Raw genomic sequence first — 21022 nt, forward strand, 5'->3', positions numbered from 1 at the left:
CAGAAAGTTGGCCGTACAGCATCGCCACGAATTGCGACTTGGTCGGCAGCCGCCGTACCCGCGCATCCGCATCATGTTCTTCCACAAGCCCTTCAAACTGACGCCACGGCATCAGCTTCAGGACGTCGCGAAATACTGTATTGTGGTGCGGCATGGCGCTGATCTCCTGTCGTGTCCCGGAACGCTTGCAGACGTCCAGAACCGACTAGAATCAACGCCATGCGCCTTGTCCACAAAATCTAAACCGGACAGCCGTGGGCTTGACCGGGGCATCCAGTACGCCGCAGCTTCTCGGCTCATTCACAACCGCCTCTGGAATACTGGGTCGCCCGATCAAGTCGGGCGACGACGGGTGGGAATTGCTTCATTCCCACGTACCTCCTAAATGACTGCAACAAGCAATCAGGAGGAAGCCATGTCCCAAGGCAAGCGCATCGTTCTCGCCGCGCGTCCCGTCGGCGAACCAAAGTCATCCGATTTTCGTCTGGAGGAATTCGCACCTCCTTCGCCCGGCGCAGGCGAGGTGCTGCTGCGCACGATATGGCTGTCGCTCGATCCCTATATGCGCGGGCGCATGAGCGAGGGGCCGTCCTACGCCGCGCCGGTGCCAGTCGGCGGCGTCATGGAGGGCGAGGTGGTGAGCGAGGTCGCGGCCTCCAACAATCCTGATTTTGCCAAGGGCGACATCGTTCGTGCACGGAGCGGCTGGCAGACGCACGCAATCTCGAACGGCAAGGGTCTCATCAAGGTCGATCCCAAGCTCGGTCCGGTCTCGACCTCGATCGGCGTGCTGGGCATGCCCGGCATGACCGCCTACACCGGCCTGCTCGACATCGGCAAGCCGCAGGAAGGCGAGACCGTCGTCGTCGCAGGTGCTTCCGGCGCGGTCGGCTCGGCGGTCGGGCAGATTGCGAAGATCAAGGGGGCGCGTGCCGTCGGCATTGCCGGCGGCAAGGACAAGTGCGACTACGTGGTGAAGGAGCTCGGCTTTGATGCCTGCATCGATCATCGCGATCCCGATCTCGCCGCGAAGCTGAAGGACGCCTGCCCCGGGGGGATCGACGTTTATTTCGAGAATGTCGGCGGGGCCGTGTTCGAGGCTGTCTTCCCGCAGCTCAATGCGTTCGCACGCGTGCCGGTCTGCGGCTTGATCGCCCATTACAACGATACTGAAGCGAAGCCTCCGAAATGGGCGGGCGCGATGATGCGCAACATCCTGACCAAGCGGCTGACCTTCCGCGGCTTCATCGTCTCGGATTTCGCCTCGCGCCACGGCGATTTCCTGCGCGACATGTCCGGCTGGGTCCGCGACGGCAAGGTGAAGTACAAGGAGTTCGTCACCGAAGGCCTGGAGAGCGCCCCTAGCGCCTTCATCGGGCTCCTGAAGGGTGCCAATTTCGGCAAGCAGCTGGTCCGGGTCGGGCCGGACAAGGCTTGAGCTTTCAAAGCTTGGGACGTCGCGTGGCGGCTTGGAGCGTCTTAACATTGCTCCAGCGCCACACCCCCGGCCTCAATGGTTAACGAAGAGTGACCCATCGGCCACAACTGTCCGTAAATGGCGCAGCGTGTGACCGGCGGTTCATTGACGTCAGGGCGAAGGCATTGAATCAGTCGCGCATATTTAGGGTGTTGCGATGTTAGAGATCGGTATTTTCTGCGTAATTCTGCTGGCTGCCGCCTATTGGGCGGCCATGTACGTCATGGGCCGCCATGACGACGTCATCCACGGCAAGTTCGTGCACAGCGAGGACGAAGGCACGTCCGTGCAGCCTCGGATGCCGGCACCTCCACCGCGCTTCCCGAAACGCCCGGTCAGGGCAGTCGAGCCCGCCAAAATCGCTCCTGGCAATGATGCGGCGGGCAAGCTCGTGACCAGCGAAGCGTTGCAGTCCTTGCTGGCCGCGATCCAGCAGGACCTCAAGAACGTCGCCTGAGCGGCGCGCTCGGAAGCCGCCGGTGCAGGTGGCTCATGCGGCCTCCGGCGCGAACACGCGCAAACGATGACCATCCGGATCGAGCGCGACGAAGGTCGTGCCGAAGTCCATTCGGGTGGGCGGCTGGGCGATGGCAAGTCCGCGCGTTTTCCAGGCGGTGTGCGTTTCCTCCACGGCGGCCGCGTCGGAGACCGTGAACGCCACCTCGCTGCAGCCAGGCTGCCCTGCGGTCTTCGGTTCGACGCTGGCGCGCGACCACAATCCGAGCATCACGCCATCGCGCAAGGGCAGCATCGCGAATGTCGGCGACTGCTGGATGATGGGGATGTCCAGCAACTCGTTATAGAACTTGGCGCTTGCACCCGGGCTTCCGACATGGAGCAACAGGAAGCTGAAGTCTGGCATGTGAGGTCTCCTTGTTCAGCGCTCTCTGAAGTGAGCGCGATGCAGAAACCCATAGCGCGGTATGCTGTCAGTTTATGTCAGTAGTGTCGATGTCACTGTTCCGGCACGCCCTCCAAGAGGTGCCATTCCTTCAGCAGCGCGGCGCGCCGTCGCGGATAACGTTTGGCCGTCGATTTGAGCGCCGTGATGCGGTCGGTCCGGAAGTGCCGATAGCCCTCGCGAAGTTCGCACCAGGCGACGACGACGCGCACGCGATCGAAAAACGGCCAGATCGTGCGCCTCGATGGACTTCCCTTGCCGTCAGCGTAAGCGATCTGCAGCTTGCGCTCGGCACGAATCGCGTCGCGGATGGCGGCGAGCTCGGTATCGCCGGCCGCGCTCGGTTCGCAGGGGCCGATCAGCAGGCTCGAGCCATCAAGGTTGTTGCGCAAATCCTCGGGAAGCACCGCTCCGATCTTGGCGGGCGCGTTGCGGGCGGCGGCACCGAGCGGCTCATCCGCGCGTTCCGACACCCAACGTGAGCCGAGCACCAACGCCTCGATCTCCTCCTCGGTGAACATCAGTGGCGGCAGCATGAAGCCGGGCCGCAGCACGTAGCCGACACCAGCCTCGCCGTCGATATGTGCGGCTTGCGCCTTCAAGGTCTCGATATCGCGGTAGAGCGTGCGGAGCGACACGCCGAGCTCGTCGGCAAGCGCGCTGCCTGCGACCGGGCGTCGATGCCGGCGCAGCACCTGAATCAGATCAAGCAGTCGTTGGGAGCGGGACATGGACGAGCCTCGGACGAAGCATACTACGTCATATGCTGCCAGGAAATGGCAGCATGAGAATATCGGCTCGAGGCGCTGCCAGTGTCGGGGCGAAGCGGACGTCTAGTGCTCGCCGCCCATCTGGGCCAGGAGCTCTTCGATATCGACATCGACCTGGCCCGCCGCGCGGACGTGGCGGGTCGATGTGCTCGCTGACCGCCTGAAAGTTCGCGATCAGGCCGGGAAAGCGCCGGCCGAGATGCGTGTCGGAAATCTGGGTGAGACGAAATTCGGACATGCGCAAAGTATCGGCGCGGCGAACGTCGGAACGATGACGTCAGCGCAAAACCTACGATGAAACGAAGTTTAAAGCACGCGATAGCGGATCGTGTAGGCATCCTGCGGCGCGACGGAGCCGACGACCGGCGAGGCGATGCGATCGGCGAGGTGCCACGGGCCGAACTGCTCGGTGGGATGCGGCTCGGCAGGCAGGCGCAGGCGGAACTCGAACGTGCCCTTGCCGGGCAGGTTCACCACCGACACCCGGTCAGCGGTGCGATAGTTCAGCGCCACCGCGCCGCGCAGCAGCGCGCGTCCGTCGGCGAGGTCGCTGACACCGTCAACCAAAGCGAGGGTCTGGTTGCGGTCGGTATGCAGTTCGATCTGGGTGTCGGCCGACGCTGTCGTCAGGGTCTCGCGCGGCACGCCAGCGGCCAAAATCGCTTGAGCGATCGGCAGTTGGTCGTGTGATCGGGAACGCCGGTTCAACTGATCGATTGTCATGACCAGCACTGACGGCTAATGGACGCGGGCGGCGGCTTCCGCCCGATGGGAAAATCGATGTCCGTTCAAATGGTTTTGCTGCCGGTCTTCGCTCAGATCGGGCTCACCTTCGCGCTCCTGATCGGCATGGTGTTCGGGCGGCGCAATGCGCTGGTCTCGGGCGAGACCAAGATCCGCGACATTGCACTGGGAGAGCCGAACTGGCCGAAGGGCGCCACACAAATCGCCAATTGCTACCGCAACCAGTTCGAGCTGCCGGTGCTGTTCTATGCCCTGATCGCGCTGGCGCTGCCTTTGCGACATGCCGATCTCTTCATCGTGCTGATGTCGTGGGTGTTCGTGGTGACGCGCTTTGCCCATGCCGGCGTGTTCGTCACCTCGAACAATTTCGGCCACCGCTCCTCGGTCTGGCTTGCCAGCGTGCTGGTGCTGCTGGCGATGTGGATTTACTTTGCACTGAAAATTCTGTTGCTGATCTGACGCTTACAGGTCGGATCTGATCCGAAAGATTCAAATGACTCCCGCTGCCCGGCTGTCCGCAGCCATCGAACTGATCGACACCATCGAGAAGGACCGCGTGCCTGCGGCCAAGGCGCTGAAGGAGTGGGGCACCGCGCACCGCTTTGCCGGCTCCGGCGACCGCGCCGCCATTGCCGGCCTGGTCTGGGACGTGCTGCGCCGTTACGCCTCGAGCGCGTTCCTGATGGACGCCGACACGGCCCGCGCGCGGCTCATCGGCATGCTCCGCCTGGAGCGGAACATGGACACCGCGACCATGGCCGCGCTGTGCGACGGCAGCCGGTTTGCGCCCGAGCCGTTGACCGAGGCCGAGCAGGCCGCGCTCAGCCAGCGCTCGCTGAAAGATGCGCCGGCCGCGATTGCCGGCGACTATCCGGAATGGCTCGATTCGCATCTCGCCAAGGTGTTCGGGGAGGACCGCGTCGCGGAAGCCGCGGCGATGGCGAGCCGGGCGCCGCTCGATTTGCGCGTCAACACGCTAAAATCGAGCCGCGACAAGGTGCTGAAGGCGCTTGCTCATCTTCATGCGAAACCGACGCCATGGTCGCCAAATGGCCTGCGCGTCGAGCTTTCGGCCGATGCGCGCAATCCAGGCATTCAGGCCGAGGAGGATTTCATCAAGGGCGGCGTTGAGGTGCAGGATGAAGGATCGCAGCTTGCGGCCCTGTTCACCGCGGCAAAGCCCGGCGAGCAGGTGATCGATCTCTGCGCCGGCGCCGGCGGCAAGACGCTGGCGTTGGCCGCGATGATGCAGGGCAAGGGCCGGCTGATCGCGACCGACAGCGACAAGCGCCAGCTCGCACCCATTCACGAACGCCTGTCGCGCGCCGGCGTGCACAACGCCGATGTCCGCACACCCAAGGGCGACGCTGATACGCTGGCCGACATCAGCGCCACGGCCGACCTCGTCGTCATCGATGCGCCCTGCACGGGAACCGGGACCTGGCGCCGCAATCCCGACGCCAAATGGCGCATGCGCCCGGGTGCGCTGGAGATTCGTCTGAAAGACCAGGCCGAGGTGCTGGAGCGCGCGGTTCCGTTGGTGAAGGCGGGCGGCCGCATCGCCTACATCACCTGCTCGGTATTGTCGGAGGAGAACGGTGAGCAGGTGAGGGCCTTTGTCGCCAAGCATGCCGGGTTCACGGTGGTGCCGCCGGAGCAGACCGCGAGCGTGCTCTGGGACAAGGCCGAGGCGTTTGCGGACGCCGCGTTGCAATCGCCTGAGGGCTGGCTGATGACGCCCCGCCGCACCGGGACCGACGGGTTCTTCGTGTCGATTCTTCGTAGGGCGGGTTAGCCGTGCGGGACTGCGCGCAGCGCAGACCGCTCGGCGTAACCCACCATTTCTGTTTCCTCGGATAGAGCCAGTGGTGGGTTACGCCGAGCAGACGCGCTTCGCGCATCTGCGGGGCTAACCCACCCTTCGGAACTGCCACATGAGGCAACACCGTTGACCCCAAACAAAAACCCCGCGAACCGGGTGCCGGTCGCGGGGTTTCTGAACTCGACGATTCTGACCGGTACGTCCGCGATCAGATCGCGAATGTCGCGGTCAACTAGCCGGCGCGGAGGTTGTCGGCCGAGGACTTGCCGCTGCGGCGATCAGCAACGATGTCGAAAGAGACCTTCTGGCCCTCATTGAGGGTCGACAGACCGGCGCGCTCGACGGCGCTGATGTGAACGAAGACGTCCTTTGCGCCGTCATCCGGCTGAATGAAGCCAAAGCCCTTTTGGTTGTTGAACCACTTCACGGTGCCCATTGCCATAGTCATTTCCTTTCAATTGACGATGCACTCAGGGGGACAAATGCGCATCGTTGCGCCCATCGTCCCGGTTGGTCGATTTTGGAGAAATACCTGAAACGTGCTCGTCCATTGAAATAAGACGGAGCGGCCCAGTCGTTCGGCCAAGGATCGATGTTCACAACCTAGCGATTTTTTGGGGCAACTTCAAGGCGGCACGCGCTCGTGGCGAGCCAGCCAGGTTTTGCTATTTTGCGCTGCACACCGCCCTCTGAAAGATAGTTCCATCAGTCAATCCACGATGAAAAGCGTCGCGCCGACGGATGTCGACGAGCGATGCGCGGCATCACCGAAATCCGAGACCTGGTAGCTCATCCCGGGCGTCAGCTTGAATTTGCGCCCGTCGCGCAGCTCGCTATCGAGCTCACCCGCGAGCACGTAGAGGACGTGGCCACGGTCGCACCAGTGATCGGCGAGATAGCCCGGCGAATACTCGACCATCCGCACCCTGAGATCGCCGATATCAACCGTGCGCCATTTGGCTTCGCCGGTCTCGCCGGGATGCGTGGTGACCTCGACCTTGCTCCAGTCGGTGACGGTGAAGGGCGAGGTGGGGAGCTTCATGGGGAGGGTCCTGTCGCAGTAGCTGATAATGCCTGTGTTAGCGCACGCTCACGCCGCAGTCTCCGTCACTGCGGCAAATGGTTCGCCGATCCCTGCACGATCAGCCCCGCATCATTCACACGCAGATATTCGCAAATCTTCTTGCCGCGCTCGTTTTCGTAAAACACAACCAGACTGTCAGGGCTGACATACACATCGATCAGGGTGAAGTGCAGGTTCGGTATCAATCCCAGCGCCTTGCGCCAATAGGCCCGCAAGCTCTCCTTGCCGCGCACGGTGCCGCTGGCATCGAATCCCAACCCCGGGATGCGATCCGAGGTCATCACGGTCGCGTCGTCGTAGAGCGTCAGCACGCGCTCGAGATCGCGCGCATTCCAGGCCTCGACCCAGGTCCGGCCGAGCGCGGCAAGCGTTGATGGCGGATGAAGCTTCGACATGGCGTTCTCCCTGATAGCCCCTGTTTGCTGGACGGGCCATATTAGGTCAATAATACTTACCTATATGCATCGGTCCATACCCAAACAAGCATGTGGGCGCGCGCGGACGCGCGGTTGCGGGCCAAGGGCTCATCGCGTATTGGCTTGCCATGACAGCAGCACAGAACGACCGCTCCGCGTCGACGCCCTCGGTGGCCTCGGCGCACGACAAGATTCTCATCGTCGACTTCGGCAGCCAGGTGACGCAGCTGATTGCGCGTCGCGTGCGCGAGGACGGCGTTTATTGCGAGATCGTCCCGTTCAACAAGGCCGAAGCCGCGTTCAACGAGATGAAGCCGAAAGCGGTGATTCTCTCCGGCGGCCCTGAATCGGTGCATGAGGCCGGCTCGCCCCGCGCCCCGCAGGCGATCTTCGAGTCCGGCGTGCCCGTGATGGGCATCTGCTACGGCCAGATGACCATGGCGGCCCAGTTGGGCGGCACCGTCGAGGGCGGCCATCACCGCGAATTCGGCCGCGCCGATGTCGAGGTGAAGGCCGAGAGCAAGCTGTTCGAGGACGTCTGGTCGTCAGGCAGCAAGAACCAGGTCTGGATGAGCCATGGCGACCGCATCACCAAGATGCCGCCGGGCTTCTCGGTTGCCGGCACCTCGCCGAACGCGCCGTTCGCGATCATCCAGGACGAGACGCGCAAATATTACGGCCTGATGTTCCACCCCGAAGTGGTGCACACGCCCGACGGCGCCAAGCTGATCCGCAACTTCGTCCGCAAGATCGCAGGCCTCTCCGGCGACTGGACCATGCGCGCCTTCCGCGAGGAGGAGATCGCAAAGATCCGCCAGCAGGTCGGCAAGGGCAAGGTGATCTGCGGCCTCTCCGGCGGCGTCGATTCCGCCGTCGCGGCCGTGCTGATCCACGAAGCCATCGGCGACCAGCTCACCTGCGTGTTCGTCGATCACGGCCTGCTGCGTCTCGACGAGGCCAGGACCGTCGTCGACCTGTTCCGCCACCACTACAACATTCCGCTCGTGCACGTGGATGCGTCCAGGCAATTTCTCGGCGAGCTCGAAGGCGTCACCGACCCCGAAACCAAGCGCAAGACCATCGGCCGCCTCTTCATCGAGGTGTTCGAGCAGGAGGCCAAGAAGATCGGCGGCGCCGACTTCCTCGCGCAAGGCACGCTCTATCCCGACGTGATCGAGAGCGTCTCCTTCACGGGCGGTCCCTCCGTCACCATCAAGTCGCACCACAATGTCGGCGGTCTCCCCGAGCGCATGAACATGAAGCTCGTCGAGCCCTTGCGCGAGCTGTTCAAGGACGAGGTGCGCAAGCTCGGGCGCGAGCTCGGCCTGCCCGAAATCTTCGTCGGCCGCCACCCGTTCCCGGGCCCGGGCCTCGCCATCCGCTGCCCCGGTGACATCACCAAGGACAAGCTCGACATCCTGCGCAAGGCCGATGCGGTCTACATCGACCAGATCAGGAAGCACGGCCTCTACGACGACATCTGGCAGGCCTTCGCCGTGCTGCTCCCGGTCAAGACCGTCGGCGTCATGGGCGACGGCCGCACCTACGACTACGTCGTGGGCCTGCGCGCCGTCACCTCGACCGACGGCATGACCGCGGACTTCTACCAGTTCGACATGAAATTCCTGGGCGAGACCGCCACGCGCATCATCAACGAGGTGAAGGGCGTGAATAGGGTGGTGTACGACGTGACGAGCAAGCCGCCCGGGACGATTGAGTGGGAATGATTCGGAGCCTGCCGGCGATATCCAAGTCTACGCCGCGGTTCGCCATAAGCTACTGAAAATAAAAATAGTTCTGCGCGAAAGCTATCGGCATCTATCGGTGGGCAGCAGTCGACGTTCACGTGCTGCCTGACGGTACGCCCGGATATTGCGGATCCGCAAAAACGAGAATACCGTCACGCCAATCGAGGCGTGACGGTATTTTTTTTGGAATAAGATGCTGAAAATTCATCTGAATCCTGCGTGGCGGCCTCGAAAAATTGCCTGACGGTATTTGGGTCGAGGAGGTCGCCGTGCTCACCGATGCTGCGCTTAAGTCATTGAGACCGAAGGAGAAGCCGTACAAGGTCACAGACCGTGACGGGATGTACGCGCATGTGTCCCCGAAAGGGAGCATCAGTTTCAGGCTGGACTACCGGCTTAACGGTCGGCGCGAGACTGTCGTTTTCGGCAAATACGGCCCGGACGCCCTGTCCTTGGCCCGCGCTCGAGAGAAGTGCATCGACGCTCGCCGGGCGATCGGCGAGGGCAGGTCTCCTGCCATCGAGAAGCAGCGCGAGAAGCGCCGGCTGAAGGAGGCGAAGAGCTTCGGCGAGTTTGGCGAGAAGTGGTTGACCGCCGCCCCGATGGCGGACAGCACACGGGCCATGCGGCGCTCCATCTTCGAACGTGAGCTGCTTCCTGTCTGGCGCAATCGCTTGCTGACAGAAATCACGCCGGACGATCTGCGAGCACACTGCGCCAAGATCGTCGAGCGCGGCGCCCCTGCCACGGCTATCCATGTGCGGGATATCGTGAAGCAGATCTATGGCTTCGCGATCCTGCACGGAGAGAAGGTGGCCAATCCTGCAGATGAGGTTGGACCAGCTTCGATCGCGACATTCGTGCCGAAGGACCGCGCGCTGTCGCCGGCTGAAATTCGCATCATGCTCAAGCAGCTTGAGCACGTTGCCACATTGCCCACCATTCGACTGGGCATGAAGCTTTACTTGCTGACGATGGTGCGCAAAAGCGAGCTGCAGGATGCGGTCTGGGACGAGGTGGATTTCGAGAATGCTGTCTGGAGTATTCCCAAGGAGAGGATGAAGCGCGCGAAACCTCACAATGTCTATCTATCGCGGCAGGCCTTGGACATCATGATCGCACTCAAGACATGCGCCGGCAATTCCCGATATCTCTTGCCGTCGCGGTACGATGCTGACGCTCCCATGTCGCGAGCAACGTTCAACCGAATAACGTACGCCGTGGTAGAGCGGGCGAAGGAGCAGGGGCTGCCACTCGAGCCGTTCACTGTTCACGATTTGAGACGCACCGGATCAACGCTGTTGAACGAACTGGGCTTCAACAGCGACTGGATCGAAAAGTGTCTTGCCCATGAGGATGGTCGCTCCTCCCGTGGGGTCTACAACAAGGCGGAGTATGAGGTTCAGCGCCGCCATATGTTGCAGGAATGGGCGGATATCATTGATGCGTGGGTTGAAGGGCGCAAGCGGGTCCCCGTGCTCATCCCGCCCTTCATGCCCTTGTTTGAACCGGAGCCTGCTCTTTGACAGGCCGGCTCTTCCGCCGGCGCACATCAGGATGCTTTGCCCGATCGACAGGAGACGCGCGGCGGCTCTCCAACCAGGCTTGAACTTCGGAGAGGTCCCACACGATGCAGCGAGGCGACAAAGCAAACCGCCTTGGAAATTCGCCGCGCTGTTCCATCTCGTAGATGGTGCTGTCAGCGAGCGGTACCATTTCCCTCAGTTGATGTCGTCTGATTGTCTTTCGGATCGCCGAATGTTCGGTCTGGCTCATCCTCAATTCATCTCCACGATTGTGTGAGGCGATTGAGGACGATAGATATAGATGCCGACGCTGCAACCATTCTTGGAAGGCGTGCGGCAATTTCGGGCTACAGCGCGCGCATCGGCGGGGCGATTGAAACGTGTCCGGTAAGGTCTCCATCGCAGGCCTCTCCGCACGATGATCGTCAAGCGGGTCGCCTTCACCCTCTCAAGGCTGAAACAGGGGTTCGATTCCCCTAGGGAGCGCCAATTGAATCAAAGACTTAGCTTTCGTGCATTTCGGCAAACCAAACATCGACCAAACATCGCGGGCCGTGCGCTGCTGTTTGCGAAAGTTTTGAGGTTAGGCTAAGTTAATAGTCGCAGCGCCGTCAATGAGCGCCTGCACGAGAGCACCAATCCCCCGCTGTCCCTTCTCGGGGACGCGTTTGAAGTTATCGGCCCCGGCACCGCGCCTGCGGTGCGACCCAGCGACGTTGACGCCAACGAGGTCGCCTAGCGCAACAAGATTTGCGCCGGGGCGGCTCATGTCCTTTGAGACCTCCCTCGGCCAGGAGGTTCTCGATGCCGACGAAAATTAGCGATGCAGCATTAGACGATCCCGCACAAACGATTGCGCAATTTTGCCGCGCCGAGTCGTTGTCTAAGTCGAGCTACTATGCGCTGCGCCGACGCGGTCTAGGGCCGGACGAGCGGCGCGTGCCCGGCACGAAAATAATACGAATCACTGCCGAAGCGCACGCCGCATGGCGTGAGCGGATCGATGCGTTTGCTCGCACCGAGGCCGCACAGCTTGAAACCGAACGGCGGCGCAAGCTGGCATCGATCGCCGGACAAATCGCGGCGCAATCGCCCAGGCATGTAAGCAGACGTCGCGCCGGTCAAAGGAGGCCGCGATGAATTCGCGCGACCGCGACGGCTGCTCGTGGAGGTACGTCGCCACGGGCGACGGCTTGAGGTCATCTGGCGTGACGTCAGGCCTGACGGCTCTAATGGCATGTAAGCCCCTGAAATCCCGCACTTCTGACGGGTTGCCGGTATGACGGGGCATAAGGCCATCGCCCAGCATTTCGGCGACCGCGAGCGCCAGCTCATTGACAAACTTTTTCGCGCCCTCGCTACGGACAATACGCACGAAGCCGAGGCAGCGCGCGGCCGGATCGACAGCTTGCTGCGCGACTATAAAAAGACGTGGGCCGACATCATTCAATTGCTCGGCGGCGCAGCTAATGCCATTCGCGCTGAGCTTGCCCGCGACATTGTCGCGCTTGGCGCCAGCGACGCTGACGAGCGTGCCAAGGCCCGTCGCAATATTTTCGATTTACTCGCTGGCCACCGTAAGTCCTGGAATGATCTCGTCGACGTGTTGTGCTCAAACTCGCACGCCGCGTGGGCGTGTGATCCTTCAGCAGACGCTCCCCAGCGAGTCAATCCATTGGCGCTGGTTCATCATTTGCTTCAGGAATATGTCGCGCTACAGCCGCATGAGTATGTTGTTGTCGCACTGTGGGCGTTGCACACTCACATTTGTGACCGGTTCATGGTGACGCCGCGACTGGCCTTACGCAGCCCCGTCCCCGATTGCGGCAAGACGACGCTGCTTGATATCCTGGCAAGGCTCACGACGCGGCCTGAAAAGTTCGACTCCGTAACTACCGCGGCATTATATCGAGTGATCGACGCGGCGCATCCGACCCTACTGATCGACGAAGCTGACAATCTTGGCCTTGCGCTGCGCGATAACGGAAGGCTTCGCGCCATCTTCAACAGTGGGCATCGTAAAGGCGGCACAGTCGCGATCATGGAGCGCGGCCGCGTGCGCAAATTCTCCACATTCGCCCCGTTAGCCTTGGCGCTGCCAGATACGTTCGGCGCGTTGCCGCGTACTCTGAATTCTCGTTGCATCACTATCGCGATGGAGCGTCATGATGGTCAGCGCAAACTCAAGCGCTTCGACGCTAGTCATCCTGATCCCGCGCTCGACGCCGCTTATATGCAAATTCTTCTCTGGCGTGAGGTCAAACTCGATCCCGACCCGGCAATGCCAGTGCATAATCGATGGGCCGACAACTGGCGACCGCTCATCAGCATCGCCGACGCGTTAGGCTGGGGCGAACAGGCACGCGATGCGATGCTCATATTCGCCCGCGAATATCACGACGCTGATATCAAAATTTTGCTACTCGCCGACATTCGCAAAGTGTTTGACATACGCAACGTCGACTACCTACCGACCAAAATCCTACTCGACGCGCTGCATAACCTCGACGAAGCTGACTGGTGCGAGTTTCGCGGTGTTCGCAGCGATCAGCGACCGCACAAGCTTAAAGACACCGAGCTTGCGAGCATGCTGCGTGAGTTCAAAATCAAGCCGAAGACGATTTGGTCCGAAGGCACGAGCGCGAAGGGCTATCGCCGAGCGTGGTTCGAAGAACCATGGCGCGCCTATTGCGACACGACAGGGTCACAGCCAAGCAATGCCACGGGTTTGCGGGTTGTTCGCGATGGCACGCCATGAATCGGGATTGTCAGCATCAATGACGGACTCGAGGCTGGGACAGTCACGGGATGAACTGAAGAGGTAGGCAGCGCCATGAGGATCGAGGAAGCGATGGGATGTTGCGCAACACGCCACTTCTTCGTCGGCGGTACGGCTGCGCCAACGGGATTCGGCGACTTATGTCATGATCATCGCCTCTACCGTGAAGATTGTACTGCATCGACCCAGCGAAGATGCTGGTGAGGATTTCCGCACGGATCAAGGTAGTGGCGCGCGAGCATTCGAGCTGTTCAGGCATTCTATCGATTGCTCGACGCCGATGACGACGCCGCGCCGAAAAAAGTGATGTTTGCGACTCGCCGGGATGTCAGGGCGATAGGAAGCTGAGGCAGGATTTTGCGTTGATGCCGATATTTTTCCGGAGACGCGGTTTACCTCTCCTGACGAGTTGAAGGTTATCGCGCCACGGAGCCAATCTGATCAGCGGCGGAAGGCTAGCTAACCGAACGCGCGGCTTCTGCACCGCGTTGCCGCCGCGCTCCCATGCAGGTGCTTAAGGAGAAGCGCGATGCCGAAACGGCCGAATAAGCGGCACAGTATTGCTCCGAAACGGCGCGAGAAGCCGCACCACATTCCTGCTGAGCGGTCCTCACAGATATCTACGCCTCAAGATTTTCCGTGGTTCGTCCCGCTGTCGGAGCCGGTGCGGCCTCTCGCGCGTGAGGAAATCGCCGATATACGGCGCGAGGAAGGGGACGAAGGACGGAATGAAGCGTTAGCGGACCAAGCCAAGAAGGCAGGAGCCGCCGCGGCGAAGAGCAAACATAAAAGGCGCCAGGTGATGCTTGCTATAGTCCAGGAGGAGGAGGCGGGTGCTACGGATACGAAGCGTAGCTTGCTAGACAACGTCAATGCTCGCCTGCTTGCGGTTGGGCTCCAGAAGATCAAGCTTAAAACGCTCTATCGGTGGCGCGACGAGGTGAGAAGGTTGAGAAAGTAGAGGGCAAGCTTATTTTCTCAGTTCTTTTAGAACTGAGAATCGCCGAGCGTGACTGATCGCAAGGCTAAGATAAATCGGGATGGCGGACGAAATTTCCGGAGCCTTCCCGATGTCGACCGAGAAAATCGAACCACATAGTGAATCAGGGCAGGGCGCCGCAGCGCCCAGATTCCGTACGCGCGTCGAGGCTTGCGACTACGTGCGGGAAAAGCACGGCGCGCCGCTATCGCTTTCGACCGCGGACAAGCTCGCAGCCCTCGGCGCATTCGCGCGCGTCGCGGCCTATTGGGGCCGTCGGCCTCTCTATGCCGATGCCGACCTCGATGCTTGGGTTGAGTCGCGGTTGCGGCGACGAGGCAAAGCATAGTCGGAAGCCCCCATGACAACAATCGCCCTCACCATCCCGACCCGCGGGCACTTGGACGCTTTCTTTGCCAAGATTGATCCCGCTCGAGCGCGGCTGGTCATCGCTATCGATGCCACAGCATCGCGGCAAAAAACCTGGGATACTGCTGCAAAGCTCACAGCCCAGATGTTCGACGCTGTTGCCGGCATCGGCGGGCTCGACACCCAGCTGGTCTATTTCCGCGGCGCCAGCGAGTGTGTCGCCTCGCGCTGGCTATCTGATGCCAAGTCGCTCACCCGCATCATGTCGGGCGTGATGTGCCGCGCCGGCGAGACCCAGATCCGGAAAGTGCTGGTGCACGTCAACAAAGAGCATGCGCGACAAAGAGTCGACGCGCTGGTCGTGATCTCTGACGCCTGCGAGGAATCTCCCGGCGACCTATACAGCGCCGCGCGCGAGCTCGGCAACGTGCCCGTGTTTCTGTTTCAGGAAGGCGACGCCGAAGACGTCGCCAAAGTCTACGGCGAGATCGCCCGCATCACCGGCGGAGCCGTGGCGAAGTTCGATCTCGGCGCAGCTGGACGGCTGGCGGAGCTGCTCAAGGCCGTCGCTGCCTTCGCCGCCGGCGGCGTCAAGGCGCTCGCCGCCCAGAACAGCGAGGCGGCGACGCTGCTGCTTACTCAACTCAAGAAATAAAGAGCCGCACCATGCAGATCATCAGCGCAGACGACAGGTTGCGCGAACGCCGCGGCGCCAAGGTGCTGATCGTGGGCCCGCCCGGCGTCGGCAAGACGTCGCTGCTGCGCACGCTAGATCCCGCACGCGCGCTGTTCATCGATATTGAAGCAGGCGATTTGGCCGTGCTCGACGTGCCAATCGCGACCATCAGGCTGGACGACTGGCCGACCGCGCGCGATCTCGCCTGTCGGATCGGCGGGCCGAACCGGAGCTTCCCACCCACCGCCTGCTACTCGCCGGCCCATTACCAGGCGGTCGGCGGCAAATTGGAGAACCTCGATCAGATCGAGACCGTGTTTGTGGATTCGCTCACGGCAATCTCGAGGCTTTCTCATCGCTGGGCGGAACAACAGCCGGAGGCGTTTTCCGAGCGCAGCGGCAAGAAGGACGTCCGCGGCGCCTACGGCCTGCATGGCCGCGAGATGATCCTCTGGTTGAATCAGCTTCAGCACGCGCGCGCCAAGAACATCGTGTTTGTGGCCGTTCTTGAGCGCAACGTTGACGACTTCAACGTCGCCACCTGGCAACTGCAAGCCGAAGGTGGCAAGACCGGCCGCGAGCTGCCGGGCATCGTCGATCAGATCATCACGATGCAATTTCTTGACTTTGGCGACGGCAAGCCACCGATCCGTGGCTTCGTTTGTACTACGCCCAATCCGTGGGGCTACCCCGCCAAGGACCGCAGCGGTCGCCTCGCGCAAATCGAGGAGCCGGACCTGGGCAAACTACTTTCCAAACTCACTACCACCAGCCAAGGAGACTTAGACCATGCAACTGCAACTCGATGAGTCCCACTGCAACTACCAAACCGCAAGGAAGGAAACCCACCATGTCTGCTGATTTTGACTTCAATACCGCCAACGGCGAGCAGCGTACTTTAAATATGATCCCCGCAGGCACTATCTGCATCCTGCAACTCAATATCCGGCCTGGTGGCATTGGCGACGATGGATATTTGACCCGCGCGCAGGACGGTAACAGCGAAGGCCTTGACTGCGAGTTCGTTGTTGTTGAGGGACCGCACGCCAAACGCAAGCTGTATCAGCGACTGACCCTGCACGGCACAACAGAAGGGCATGCAAAGGCAGGTGAGATCTCCCGCAACACGTTGCGGTGGGTGCTCGAAAGTGCGCGCGGCGTTTGTCCCGACGACAAAAGCGAGGAGGCGCAGGCCAAGCGGAAAATCACCGGATGGGGCGAGCTCGATGGACTCCGCTTTGTGGCACGTCTCGGTATCCAACAACCACAGAACGGTTACGAGGCGAAGAATACGATCGCGGAGATCATCACGCCGGAACGGCGAGGATGGTCGCAACCTGACCAAGTCCAGACGACCAGCGCGAATGCATCGACGCCAAGCGCGCCCCCGGCCAAGGCGATCGCGCGACCCTCATGGGGTGGGTGATGGGCGAGCTGTCGGAAAAGGAAGACGAGTGGCAGCGGCAGGCAACCGCTGCCGCCATCGCAGAGGCCCGCAGGGCGGTTGGCTCTGCTCCGTTGCTGAACACGCCGGTAGGGCGATTGAACGATCGAGAGTGGGGCTGGATTGTCTGTGGCGTGATCTTTGGCTGGATTCAGGCTCGCTATCAGCAGGCAATCGCCGAAGGTCTCGATCCAGAAGAGCTTATGTGCGCGATCGAGCATTCCCCATCGCCCGGTGATGTTGCAGCCGCGCGCTCGGTCCTGCCACTGCTGGCTGGCAAGAGCGGCATCGATTGGTCGAAGCCGCTGATGGCGTGGTCGAAAGACGAGATGATCAACTTTGTGTTGATGGTGCGACAGTTAATCGATCAGGCCGCGCTCACACGCGATCAGGGCGCGGCCCTGCTTCGTAAACCAAGTCTCGATGAAAAGAATGGGGATGCAATTCTTTTTTAGAAGACGACACGTCCGTACTGACGCTGCGACCACTGCCTGGCGTTGATGCCATCCGGTCGTTGCGCTGGGTTCTCAAGGGGGTGCTACGTCAGCATGGCACGCGATGCGTCGACTTAAGGCGTAAAACATGAGTACCGTCCGGAACTTCAACCACTCCAACTTGTCGGACCAGCCGATCAGCCAACTCATCAACGAGTTGATCGAACGCGCTGAGCCGCCAAGCGAGAACTACCGGCATTATCTCGGCGCCAGCGCGATCGGATCCGAGTGCTTGCGCAAGGTGCAGTACGATTGGATGTGTGACCCGGTGTTCCCGGCGCGCATCAAGGATATCTTTGCCCGCGGGCACTTCTTCGAAGAAGCCACGCGCCAGCACCTGGTCGCCGCCGGGTTCAAGTTCGCGCCAGCTGATCGCCTCGAGTTTGTGGCCGCCGATGGCCAGTTTCGGGGCCACGCCGATGGCATCATGATCAGCGGACCTGGGCTGCCGAATATTCAATATCCTTGTGTGTGGGAGCATAAATGCCTGAAGGCCAAGAGTTGGCGTGCGATCGAGCTCGACGGTCTAATCGGGCTCCACGAGATCTACGCGGCGCAAGTCGCGATCTATCAAGCCTATTTTGATTGTACCAACCCAGCACTATTCAGCGTCGTCAACGCCGATACCTGCGAACGCCTGCATTTTCTAGTGCCGTTTAATTCGCAACTGGCACAAGCGATGAGCGACCGCGCGGTCATGGTGATCGAAGCGACGCGCGCCGGCGAGCTGTTGCCGCGCATCACCGGAGATCCCGATGACTGGCGTTGTCGCATGTGCTCCCACCGTGTGAGGTGCTGGTCATGAGTACACTCAACGAGCCCGTAGCCAAGCGCATAGCCAAGCTGTTCTGCATGTTGGGCTCAGATTTCGACGGCGAGATCCTCAATGCCGCGAAGAAAATGAAGAAGCTACTGGTGGCGGAAGGGTTGAGCTTCCCTGACATCGCCATGGTGATCGAGAACTGCAACGGTGAAATTGAGGAGCGAAAATACTCCGACAAGGACGCTGAGATCATCTTTGCCCGTGGCGTTGACAAGGGACGCGCCGAACAGCTGCGCGCGCAACAAGCGCCGCCGGAATTTTACGATAGCGACGGGAAGCCGCGCTGGAACGAGATCGCGCTGTTCTGCCAGGGTAACCATGCACGCATACGCAATAACTGGGAACGCGACTTCGTCAATGACATGGCCGGCAGAATGCTCTTACGCCAGCCGACTGAAAAGCAGGCCAGGTGTCTGCTCGCCATCTTCGTCAAACTGGGCGGGCACTATGACCCCCAAACCATGCCGTGGTGAGGACGACCAGGAGACGATGATGGCTACCGTTGCAAAGCCACGGACCTTTTATGCCGATCTTGCGCATCTGCCGGCAGCCTTAGGGCCGTTGACCATGTTGAAGCGCTGGGTGGTCTGGAAATGGCAAGAACGCAAGGACGGAAACGGCGAAATCAAATGGACCAAGCCGCCATTCCAGGCGCGCTATCCGAATAGCAAAGCCAGATCAAACGATCCCAGCACCTGGGGCAGCTACGAAGATGCGGTGCTAGCCTTTGCCAATGGGCAGTGTGATGGCATCGGGTTCATGCTGAAGGACAGCGAGCTCGGCGCCATCGATCTCGATCGCATTCGCAACTTTGCCACTGGCGAAGTGCTGCCTTGGGTGGAGGACTTGTTTGTCGAAGCCGCCACTGCCGGTTGCTATCTGGAGTGGACGGTGTCCGGCACCGGCGCGCGCATCATTGGCATTGCCCGTTGCAGCAAGCTGCACAAGAAGATCAGTCTTGGCGCCAATGGCTGTGCCGTCGAATTCTATCGGCACTGCGAGCGCTATATCACCATCTCCGGATTCCAGATCTCAGTTGATTATCCCGGACTCCCGGTGAGCACCGAACTGCGAGAATATGATGCGCTGTTTGACGCGCTGGTGGCGCGCTTCTCTGATAACGCCCAACGGCCGACGCGCTGCGAACTTGATGGTGGGATGGTGATCTCGGTTGAATCGCTGGACGAGGAGAATGAGCTTGATTTCAATAACGCCGGACCGCAACAAGTTGCTCCGGATTACCCGGATCTGATTGAGAATGGCGCCCCGCAAGGGATGCGTAGCGAAAAATTCCAGCGGGTGGTCTGGCATTTGGCCGGTCAAGGCTGGTCGCCCGATCGGATCGCCGAAGAGCTCGCCAAACATCCCAACGGTATCGGCGCAAAATATGCTGGACGGCTGGTGACTGAGGTCATGCGCTCGTTCGAGAAATGGCGCGCTACAGCTGGCGGTGGTGCTGGTGGCGCTGGTGGTGCCAGTGCTGCTGCTGGAGGTGGGGCTAGTGCTACCGCTACTGGCAGCACTACCGGCACATCGGGACAGTGGTGGCTCAGGTTCTGCCAGCGCGACGGCAAGGGACGGCCGTTGTCCAACTTGGCTAACGTTATGCTGGCGTTGCGCAACGACGAGGCCGTCAAGAACATGCTCGCCTATGACGAGATGTATTGCGGCGAGGTTATGATCCGGAAGATCGGGAGCCAAGTCGACCTGGCGACACCAAAGCCGGTCGAAGATGTCGACGCCACCGCCATACAGGAATGGGTTCAGCTCAATGGTCTGCCGCTGATAGGCCGGGATGCCGTGCACAGGGCAATCGACCTGCGGGCGCACGAGCGACGGTTCCATCCGGTGCGGGATTATCTCGATGGTTTGGTTTGGGATGGCATACCGCGGGTGGCGCAGTGGCTGGTGACCTATCTCGGCGCTAAACGGAGCGAGTACACCACGTCAATTGGACGGATGTTTCTAGTCGCTACTGTGGCACGGATCTATCAGCCAGGATGTCAGGCCGACTACATGCTGATCTTGGAAGGGTTGCAGGGCGAGTTCAAGTCGTCGGCCTGCAAGATCATCGCCGGCGAATGGTTCTCCGACAATCTGCCTGACATCGCCACGGCCGGAAAGGATGTCAGCCAGCACCTGCGCGGCAAGTGGATCATCGAGATCTCCGAGCTCAACGCCATGAGCCGGGCGGAAAGCGCGCAGCTGAAGTCGTTCATCTCACGAACCACCGAGCGCTATCGCCGCACCTATGGCTACAAAGAATCGGTTGAGCCGCGGCAGTGCGTCTTCATCGGTACCACTAACAAATCGGTCTACCTGCGCGACGAGACCGGAGCTCGGCGCTACTGGCCGGTCAAGACCGGCACAATCGATCTCGCTGGCCTGCGCAGGGACCGCGACCAGCTGTTGGCCGAGGCCGTGCAGCTGTTTCGCGACGGTGTTGAGTGGTGGCCGGACAAGGCCTTCGAGGCTAACTACATCAAGCCGGAACAGGACGAGCGCTACGAGGCTGATCCTTGGGAGGTGCCGATTGCCGATTATCTTGAGACGCTATTGACGAACGCGAAGGTCACAGTCTCACAGGTGGCTAAGAATGCGCTCGGCTTTGTGTCCGACGCCAGAATTGGCACCGCCGACGCTCGACGGATCGCTGCGGCGCTGGAGCGGCAAGGCTGGCACCGGGCACCGCGACAGGCCAATGGTCGCTGGTGGATTAAGTGACGTACAGGCGCGGGAACTAATGGCAAAGAAGAAACCATGGCAAGATGGTGGATCAAATTAGTGACGTACAAATGCGTCATTATGCGTCACGGGAGCGACGCACTGACGCGTGTGACCCCTGTTTCTCCTTATATATCCCCCATATCGCGCGCGTGAAGTTAGGGGGAAGTTTAAATGCGTCACTATGCGTCATGCGTCACTAAGAAAGTGTCGTGAATGCAGCTCATTCACCGCCCGCCCGTTTTT

Annotated in this window: 25 protein-coding genes and 2 pseudogenes; 18 read left to right on the forward strand and 9 right to left on the reverse strand. The window is 61.0% G+C overall.

Going from position 1 to position 21022, the window contains the following annotated elements:
- Positions 1–154: DUF4372 domain-containing protein (locus BM222_RS30100; protein ID WP_143106094.1), on the reverse strand; the 154-nt coding region annotated here is incomplete at its 3' end.
- A 261-nt stretch (positions 155–415) separates the two neighbouring features.
- Between BM222_RS30100 and curA the strand changes: the two genes are divergently transcribed.
- Positions 416–1438 carry an NADPH-dependent curcumin/dihydrocurcumin reductase gene (curA, locus tag BM222_RS30105; RefSeq protein WP_177243560.1) on the forward strand — a complete coding sequence of 341 codons (1023 nt, stop codon included), beginning with the start codon at positions 416–418 and terminating at the stop codon, positions 1436–1438.
- 196 nt (positions 1439–1634) lie between these two features.
- Positions 1635–1934, forward strand: a complete 300-nt coding sequence (locus BM222_RS30110; RefSeq protein ID WP_092236351.1) for a hypothetical protein — start codon at positions 1635–1637, stop codon at positions 1932–1934.
- Positions 1935–1967: 33 nt separating this feature from the next.
- Here BM222_RS30110 and BM222_RS30115 read toward each other — a convergent pair whose 3' ends face one another.
- The 4 genes and pseudogenes from BM222_RS30115 to BM222_RS30130 form a co-directional block, all read right to left on the reverse strand.
- The gene (locus tag BM222_RS30115) at positions 1968–2339 is read right to left on the reverse strand and encodes a VOC family protein (RefSeq protein WP_092236354.1); all 372 of its coding nucleotides are present in this window, start codon (positions 2337–2339) and stop codon (positions 1968–1970) included.
- A 92-nt stretch (positions 2340–2431) separates the two neighbouring features.
- Entirely contained in the window at positions 2432–3109 is a 678-nt protein-coding gene (locus BM222_RS30120; protein WP_092236357.1) for a helix-turn-helix transcriptional regulator, read from the reverse strand.
- A gap of 166 nt (positions 3110–3275) precedes the next feature.
- Positions 3276–3386: pseudogene (locus BM222_RS43120) on the reverse strand (metallophosphoesterase); the annotation flags it as partial.
- 68 nt (positions 3387–3454) lie between these two features.
- Positions 3455–3793: pseudogene (locus BM222_RS30130) on the reverse strand (acriflavin resistance protein); the annotation flags it as partial.
- Between the two features lie 135 nt (positions 3794–3928).
- On the opposite strand from BM222_RS30130, the gene BM222_RS30135 reads away from it, so the two are divergent.
- Together BM222_RS30135 and BM222_RS30140 are read left to right on the forward strand one after the other, a co-directional pair.
- Positions 3929–4351, forward strand: coding sequence for an MAPEG family protein (locus BM222_RS30135; RefSeq protein ID WP_092236564.1), 423 nt, complete (start codon positions 3929–3931; stop codon positions 4349–4351).
- 34 nt (positions 4352–4385) lie between these two features.
- Positions 4386–5687 carry an RsmB/NOP family class I SAM-dependent RNA methyltransferase gene (locus tag BM222_RS30140; protein WP_092236366.1) on the forward strand — a complete coding sequence of 434 codons (1302 nt, stop codon included), beginning with the start codon at positions 4386–4388 and terminating at the stop codon, positions 5685–5687.
- Between the two features lie 259 nt (positions 5688–5946).
- Here BM222_RS30140 and BM222_RS30145 read toward each other — a convergent pair whose 3' ends face one another.
- The 3 genes from BM222_RS30145 to BM222_RS30155 form a co-directional block, all read right to left on the reverse strand.
- On the reverse strand, positions 5947–6156 hold the full coding sequence (locus BM222_RS30145) for a cold-shock protein (RefSeq protein WP_027532363.1): 210 nt from the start codon (positions 6154–6156) through the stop codon (positions 5947–5949).
- A gap of 267 nt (positions 6157–6423) precedes the next feature.
- Complete coding sequence (locus BM222_RS30150) at positions 6424–6756, reverse strand: DHCW motif cupin fold protein (RefSeq protein ID WP_092236368.1); 333 nt, start codon at positions 6754–6756, stop codon at positions 6424–6426.
- Between the two features lie 65 nt (positions 6757–6821).
- Positions 6822–7193, reverse strand: coding sequence for a nuclear transport factor 2 family protein (locus BM222_RS30155; RefSeq protein WP_092236371.1), 372 nt, complete (start codon positions 7191–7193; stop codon positions 6822–6824).
- A gap of 149 nt (positions 7194–7342) precedes the next feature.
- Here BM222_RS30155 and guaA point away from each other — a divergent pair, with 149 nt between their 5' ends.
- Entirely contained in the window at positions 7343–8941 is a 1599-nt protein-coding gene (guaA, locus tag BM222_RS30160) for a glutamine-hydrolyzing GMP synthase (RefSeq protein WP_177243561.1), read from the forward strand.
- A 290-nt stretch (positions 8942–9231) separates the two neighbouring features.
- Positions 9232–10488 carry a tyrosine-type recombinase/integrase gene (locus tag BM222_RS30165; RefSeq protein ID WP_092236568.1) on the forward strand — a complete coding sequence of 419 codons (1257 nt, stop codon included), beginning with the start codon at positions 9232–9234 and terminating at the stop codon, positions 10486–10488.
- Here BM222_RS30165 and BM222_RS30170 read toward each other — a convergent pair.
- Positions 10454–10738 carry a helix-turn-helix transcriptional regulator gene (locus tag BM222_RS30170; protein ID WP_092236377.1) on the reverse strand — a complete coding sequence of 95 codons (285 nt, stop codon included), beginning with the start codon at positions 10736–10738 and terminating at the stop codon, positions 10454–10456. The two genes, BM222_RS30165 and BM222_RS30170, sit on opposite strands and share 35 nt — an antisense overlap.
- A gap of 554 nt (positions 10739–11292) precedes the next feature.
- Between BM222_RS30170 and BM222_RS40415 the strand changes: the two genes are divergently transcribed.
- The 12 genes from BM222_RS40415 (at position 11293) to BM222_RS42415 (ending at position 20776) form a co-directional block, all read left to right on the forward strand.
- A complete protein-coding gene (locus BM222_RS40415; RefSeq protein WP_143106095.1) occupies positions 11293–11628 on the forward strand; it encodes a hypothetical protein in 336 nt (111 codons plus the stop codon).
- A 139-nt stretch (positions 11629–11767) separates the two neighbouring features.
- Positions 11768–13246, forward strand: coding sequence for a DUF3631 domain-containing protein (locus BM222_RS30185; RefSeq protein WP_092236387.1), 1479 nt, complete (start codon positions 11768–11770; stop codon positions 13244–13246).
- 166 nt (positions 13247–13412) lie between these two features.
- Complete coding sequence (locus BM222_RS41455) at positions 13413–13574, forward strand: hypothetical protein (protein WP_177243562.1); 162 nt, start codon at positions 13413–13415, stop codon at positions 13572–13574.
- Positions 13575–13796: 222 nt separating this feature from the next.
- On the forward strand, positions 13797–14228 hold the full coding sequence (locus BM222_RS30190) for a hypothetical protein (protein WP_143106096.1): 432 nt from the start codon (positions 13797–13799) through the stop codon (positions 14226–14228).
- 109 nt (positions 14229–14337) lie between these two features.
- Entirely contained in the window at positions 14338–14595 is a 258-nt protein-coding gene (locus tag BM222_RS30195; RefSeq protein ID WP_143106097.1) for a hypothetical protein, read from the forward strand.
- A 12-nt stretch (positions 14596–14607) separates the two neighbouring features.
- Positions 14608–15270: a hypothetical protein gene (locus tag BM222_RS30200; protein ID WP_092236395.1), complete on the forward strand. Its 663-nt coding sequence runs from the start codon at positions 14608–14610 to the stop codon at positions 15268–15270.
- 11 nt (positions 15271–15281) lie between these two features.
- A complete protein-coding gene (locus BM222_RS30205) occupies positions 15282–16100 on the forward strand; it encodes an ATP-binding protein (protein WP_092236398.1) in 819 nt (272 codons plus the stop codon).
- 41 nt (positions 16101–16141) lie between these two features.
- Positions 16142–16717: a hypothetical protein gene (locus BM222_RS40420; protein WP_143106098.1), complete on the forward strand. Its 576-nt coding sequence runs from the start codon at positions 16142–16144 to the stop codon at positions 16715–16717.
- Positions 16717–17190 (forward strand): hypothetical protein, encoded by a 474-nt coding sequence (locus BM222_RS30215; RefSeq protein ID WP_143106099.1) that lies wholly within the window; start codon positions 16717–16719, stop codon positions 17188–17190. Before BM222_RS40420 ends, BM222_RS30215 begins: the two co-directional genes overlap by 1 nt.
- A 127-nt stretch (positions 17191–17317) precedes the next feature.
- Complete coding sequence (locus tag BM222_RS30220) at positions 17318–18034, forward strand: hypothetical protein (RefSeq protein ID WP_092236408.1); 717 nt, start codon at positions 17318–17320, stop codon at positions 18032–18034.
- Positions 18031–18525 (forward strand): hypothetical protein, encoded by a 495-nt coding sequence (locus BM222_RS30225; protein ID WP_092236411.1) that lies wholly within the window; start codon positions 18031–18033, stop codon positions 18523–18525. The genes BM222_RS30220 and BM222_RS30225 overlap by 4 nt, the downstream gene beginning before the upstream one ends.
- Positions 18500–20776, forward strand: coding sequence for a VapE domain-containing protein (locus BM222_RS42415; RefSeq protein WP_244547321.1), 2277 nt, complete (start codon positions 18500–18502; stop codon positions 20774–20776). The genes BM222_RS30225 and BM222_RS42415 overlap by 26 nt, the downstream gene beginning before the upstream one ends.
- The last annotated feature ends 246 nt before the right edge of the window (positions 20777–21022 follow it).

The organism is Bradyrhizobium sp. Gha (assembly GCF_900113735.1).
Lineage (GTDB): Bacteria > Pseudomonadota > Alphaproteobacteria > Rhizobiales > Xanthobacteraceae > Bradyrhizobium.

Bases quoted from the DNA above. Each gene is read 5' to 3' on its own strand.
- curA (WP_177243560.1), top strand. From the start codon at position 416: ATGTCCCAAGGCAAGCGCATCGTTCTCGCCGCGCGTCCCGTCGGCGAA.
- BM222_RS30110 (WP_092236351.1), top strand. From the start codon at position 1,635: ATGTTAGAGATCGGTATTTTCTGCGTAATTCTGCTGGCTGCCGCCTAT.
- BM222_RS30115 (WP_092236354.1), bottom strand. From the start codon at position 2,339: ATGCCAGACTTCAGCTTCCTGTTGCTCCATGTCGGAAGCCCGGGTGCA.
- BM222_RS30120 (WP_092236357.1), bottom strand. From the start codon at position 3,109: ATGTCCCGCTCCCAACGACTGCTTGATCTGATTCAGGTGCTGCGCCGG.
- BM222_RS30135 (WP_092236564.1), top strand. From the start codon at position 3,929: ATGTCCGTTCAAATGGTTTTGCTGCCGGTCTTCGCTCAGATCGGGCTC.
- BM222_RS30140 (WP_092236366.1), top strand. From the start codon at position 4,386: ATGACTCCCGCTGCCCGGCTGTCCGCAGCCATCGAACTGATCGACACC.
- BM222_RS30145 (WP_027532363.1), bottom strand. From the start codon at position 6,156: ATGGCAATGGGCACCGTGAAGTGGTTCAACAACCAAAAGGGCTTTGGC.
- BM222_RS30150 (WP_092236368.1), bottom strand. From the start codon at position 6,756: ATGAAGCTCCCCACCTCGCCCTTCACCGTCACCGACTGGAGCAAGGTC.
- BM222_RS30155 (WP_092236371.1), bottom strand. From the start codon at position 7,193: ATGTCGAAGCTTCATCCGCCATCAACGCTTGCCGCGCTCGGCCGGACC.
- guaA (WP_177243561.1), top strand. From the start codon at position 7,343: ATGACAGCAGCACAGAACGACCGCTCCGCGTCGACGCCCTCGGTGGCC.
- BM222_RS30170 (WP_092236377.1), bottom strand. From the start codon at position 10,738: ATGAGCCAGACCGAACATTCGGCGATCCGAAAGACAATCAGACGACAT.
- BM222_RS40415 (WP_143106095.1), top strand. From the start codon at position 11,293: ATGCCGACGAAAATTAGCGATGCAGCATTAGACGATCCCGCACAAACG.
- BM222_RS30185 (WP_092236387.1), top strand. From the start codon at position 11,768: ATGACGGGGCATAAGGCCATCGCCCAGCATTTCGGCGACCGCGAGCGC.
- BM222_RS41455 (WP_177243562.1), top strand. From the start codon at position 13,413: ATGATCATCGCCTCTACCGTGAAGATTGTACTGCATCGACCCAGCGAA.
- BM222_RS30190 (WP_143106096.1), top strand. From the start codon at position 13,797: ATGCCGAAACGGCCGAATAAGCGGCACAGTATTGCTCCGAAACGGCGC.
- BM222_RS30195 (WP_143106097.1), top strand. From the start codon at position 14,338: ATGTCGACCGAGAAAATCGAACCACATAGTGAATCAGGGCAGGGCGCC.
- BM222_RS30200 (WP_092236395.1), top strand. From the start codon at position 14,608: ATGACAACAATCGCCCTCACCATCCCGACCCGCGGGCACTTGGACGCT.
- BM222_RS30205 (WP_092236398.1), top strand. From the start codon at position 15,282: ATGCAGATCATCAGCGCAGACGACAGGTTGCGCGAACGCCGCGGCGCC.
- BM222_RS40420 (WP_143106098.1), top strand. From the start codon at position 16,142: ATGTCTGCTGATTTTGACTTCAATACCGCCAACGGCGAGCAGCGTACT.
- BM222_RS30215 (WP_143106099.1), top strand. From the start codon at position 16,717: ATGGGCGAGCTGTCGGAAAAGGAAGACGAGTGGCAGCGGCAGGCAACC.
- BM222_RS30220 (WP_092236408.1), top strand. From the start codon at position 17,318: ATGAGTACCGTCCGGAACTTCAACCACTCCAACTTGTCGGACCAGCCG.
- BM222_RS30225 (WP_092236411.1), top strand. From the start codon at position 18,031: ATGAGTACACTCAACGAGCCCGTAGCCAAGCGCATAGCCAAGCTGTTC.
- BM222_RS42415 (WP_244547321.1), top strand. From the start codon at position 18,500: ATGACCCCCAAACCATGCCGTGGTGAGGACGACCAGGAGACGATGATG.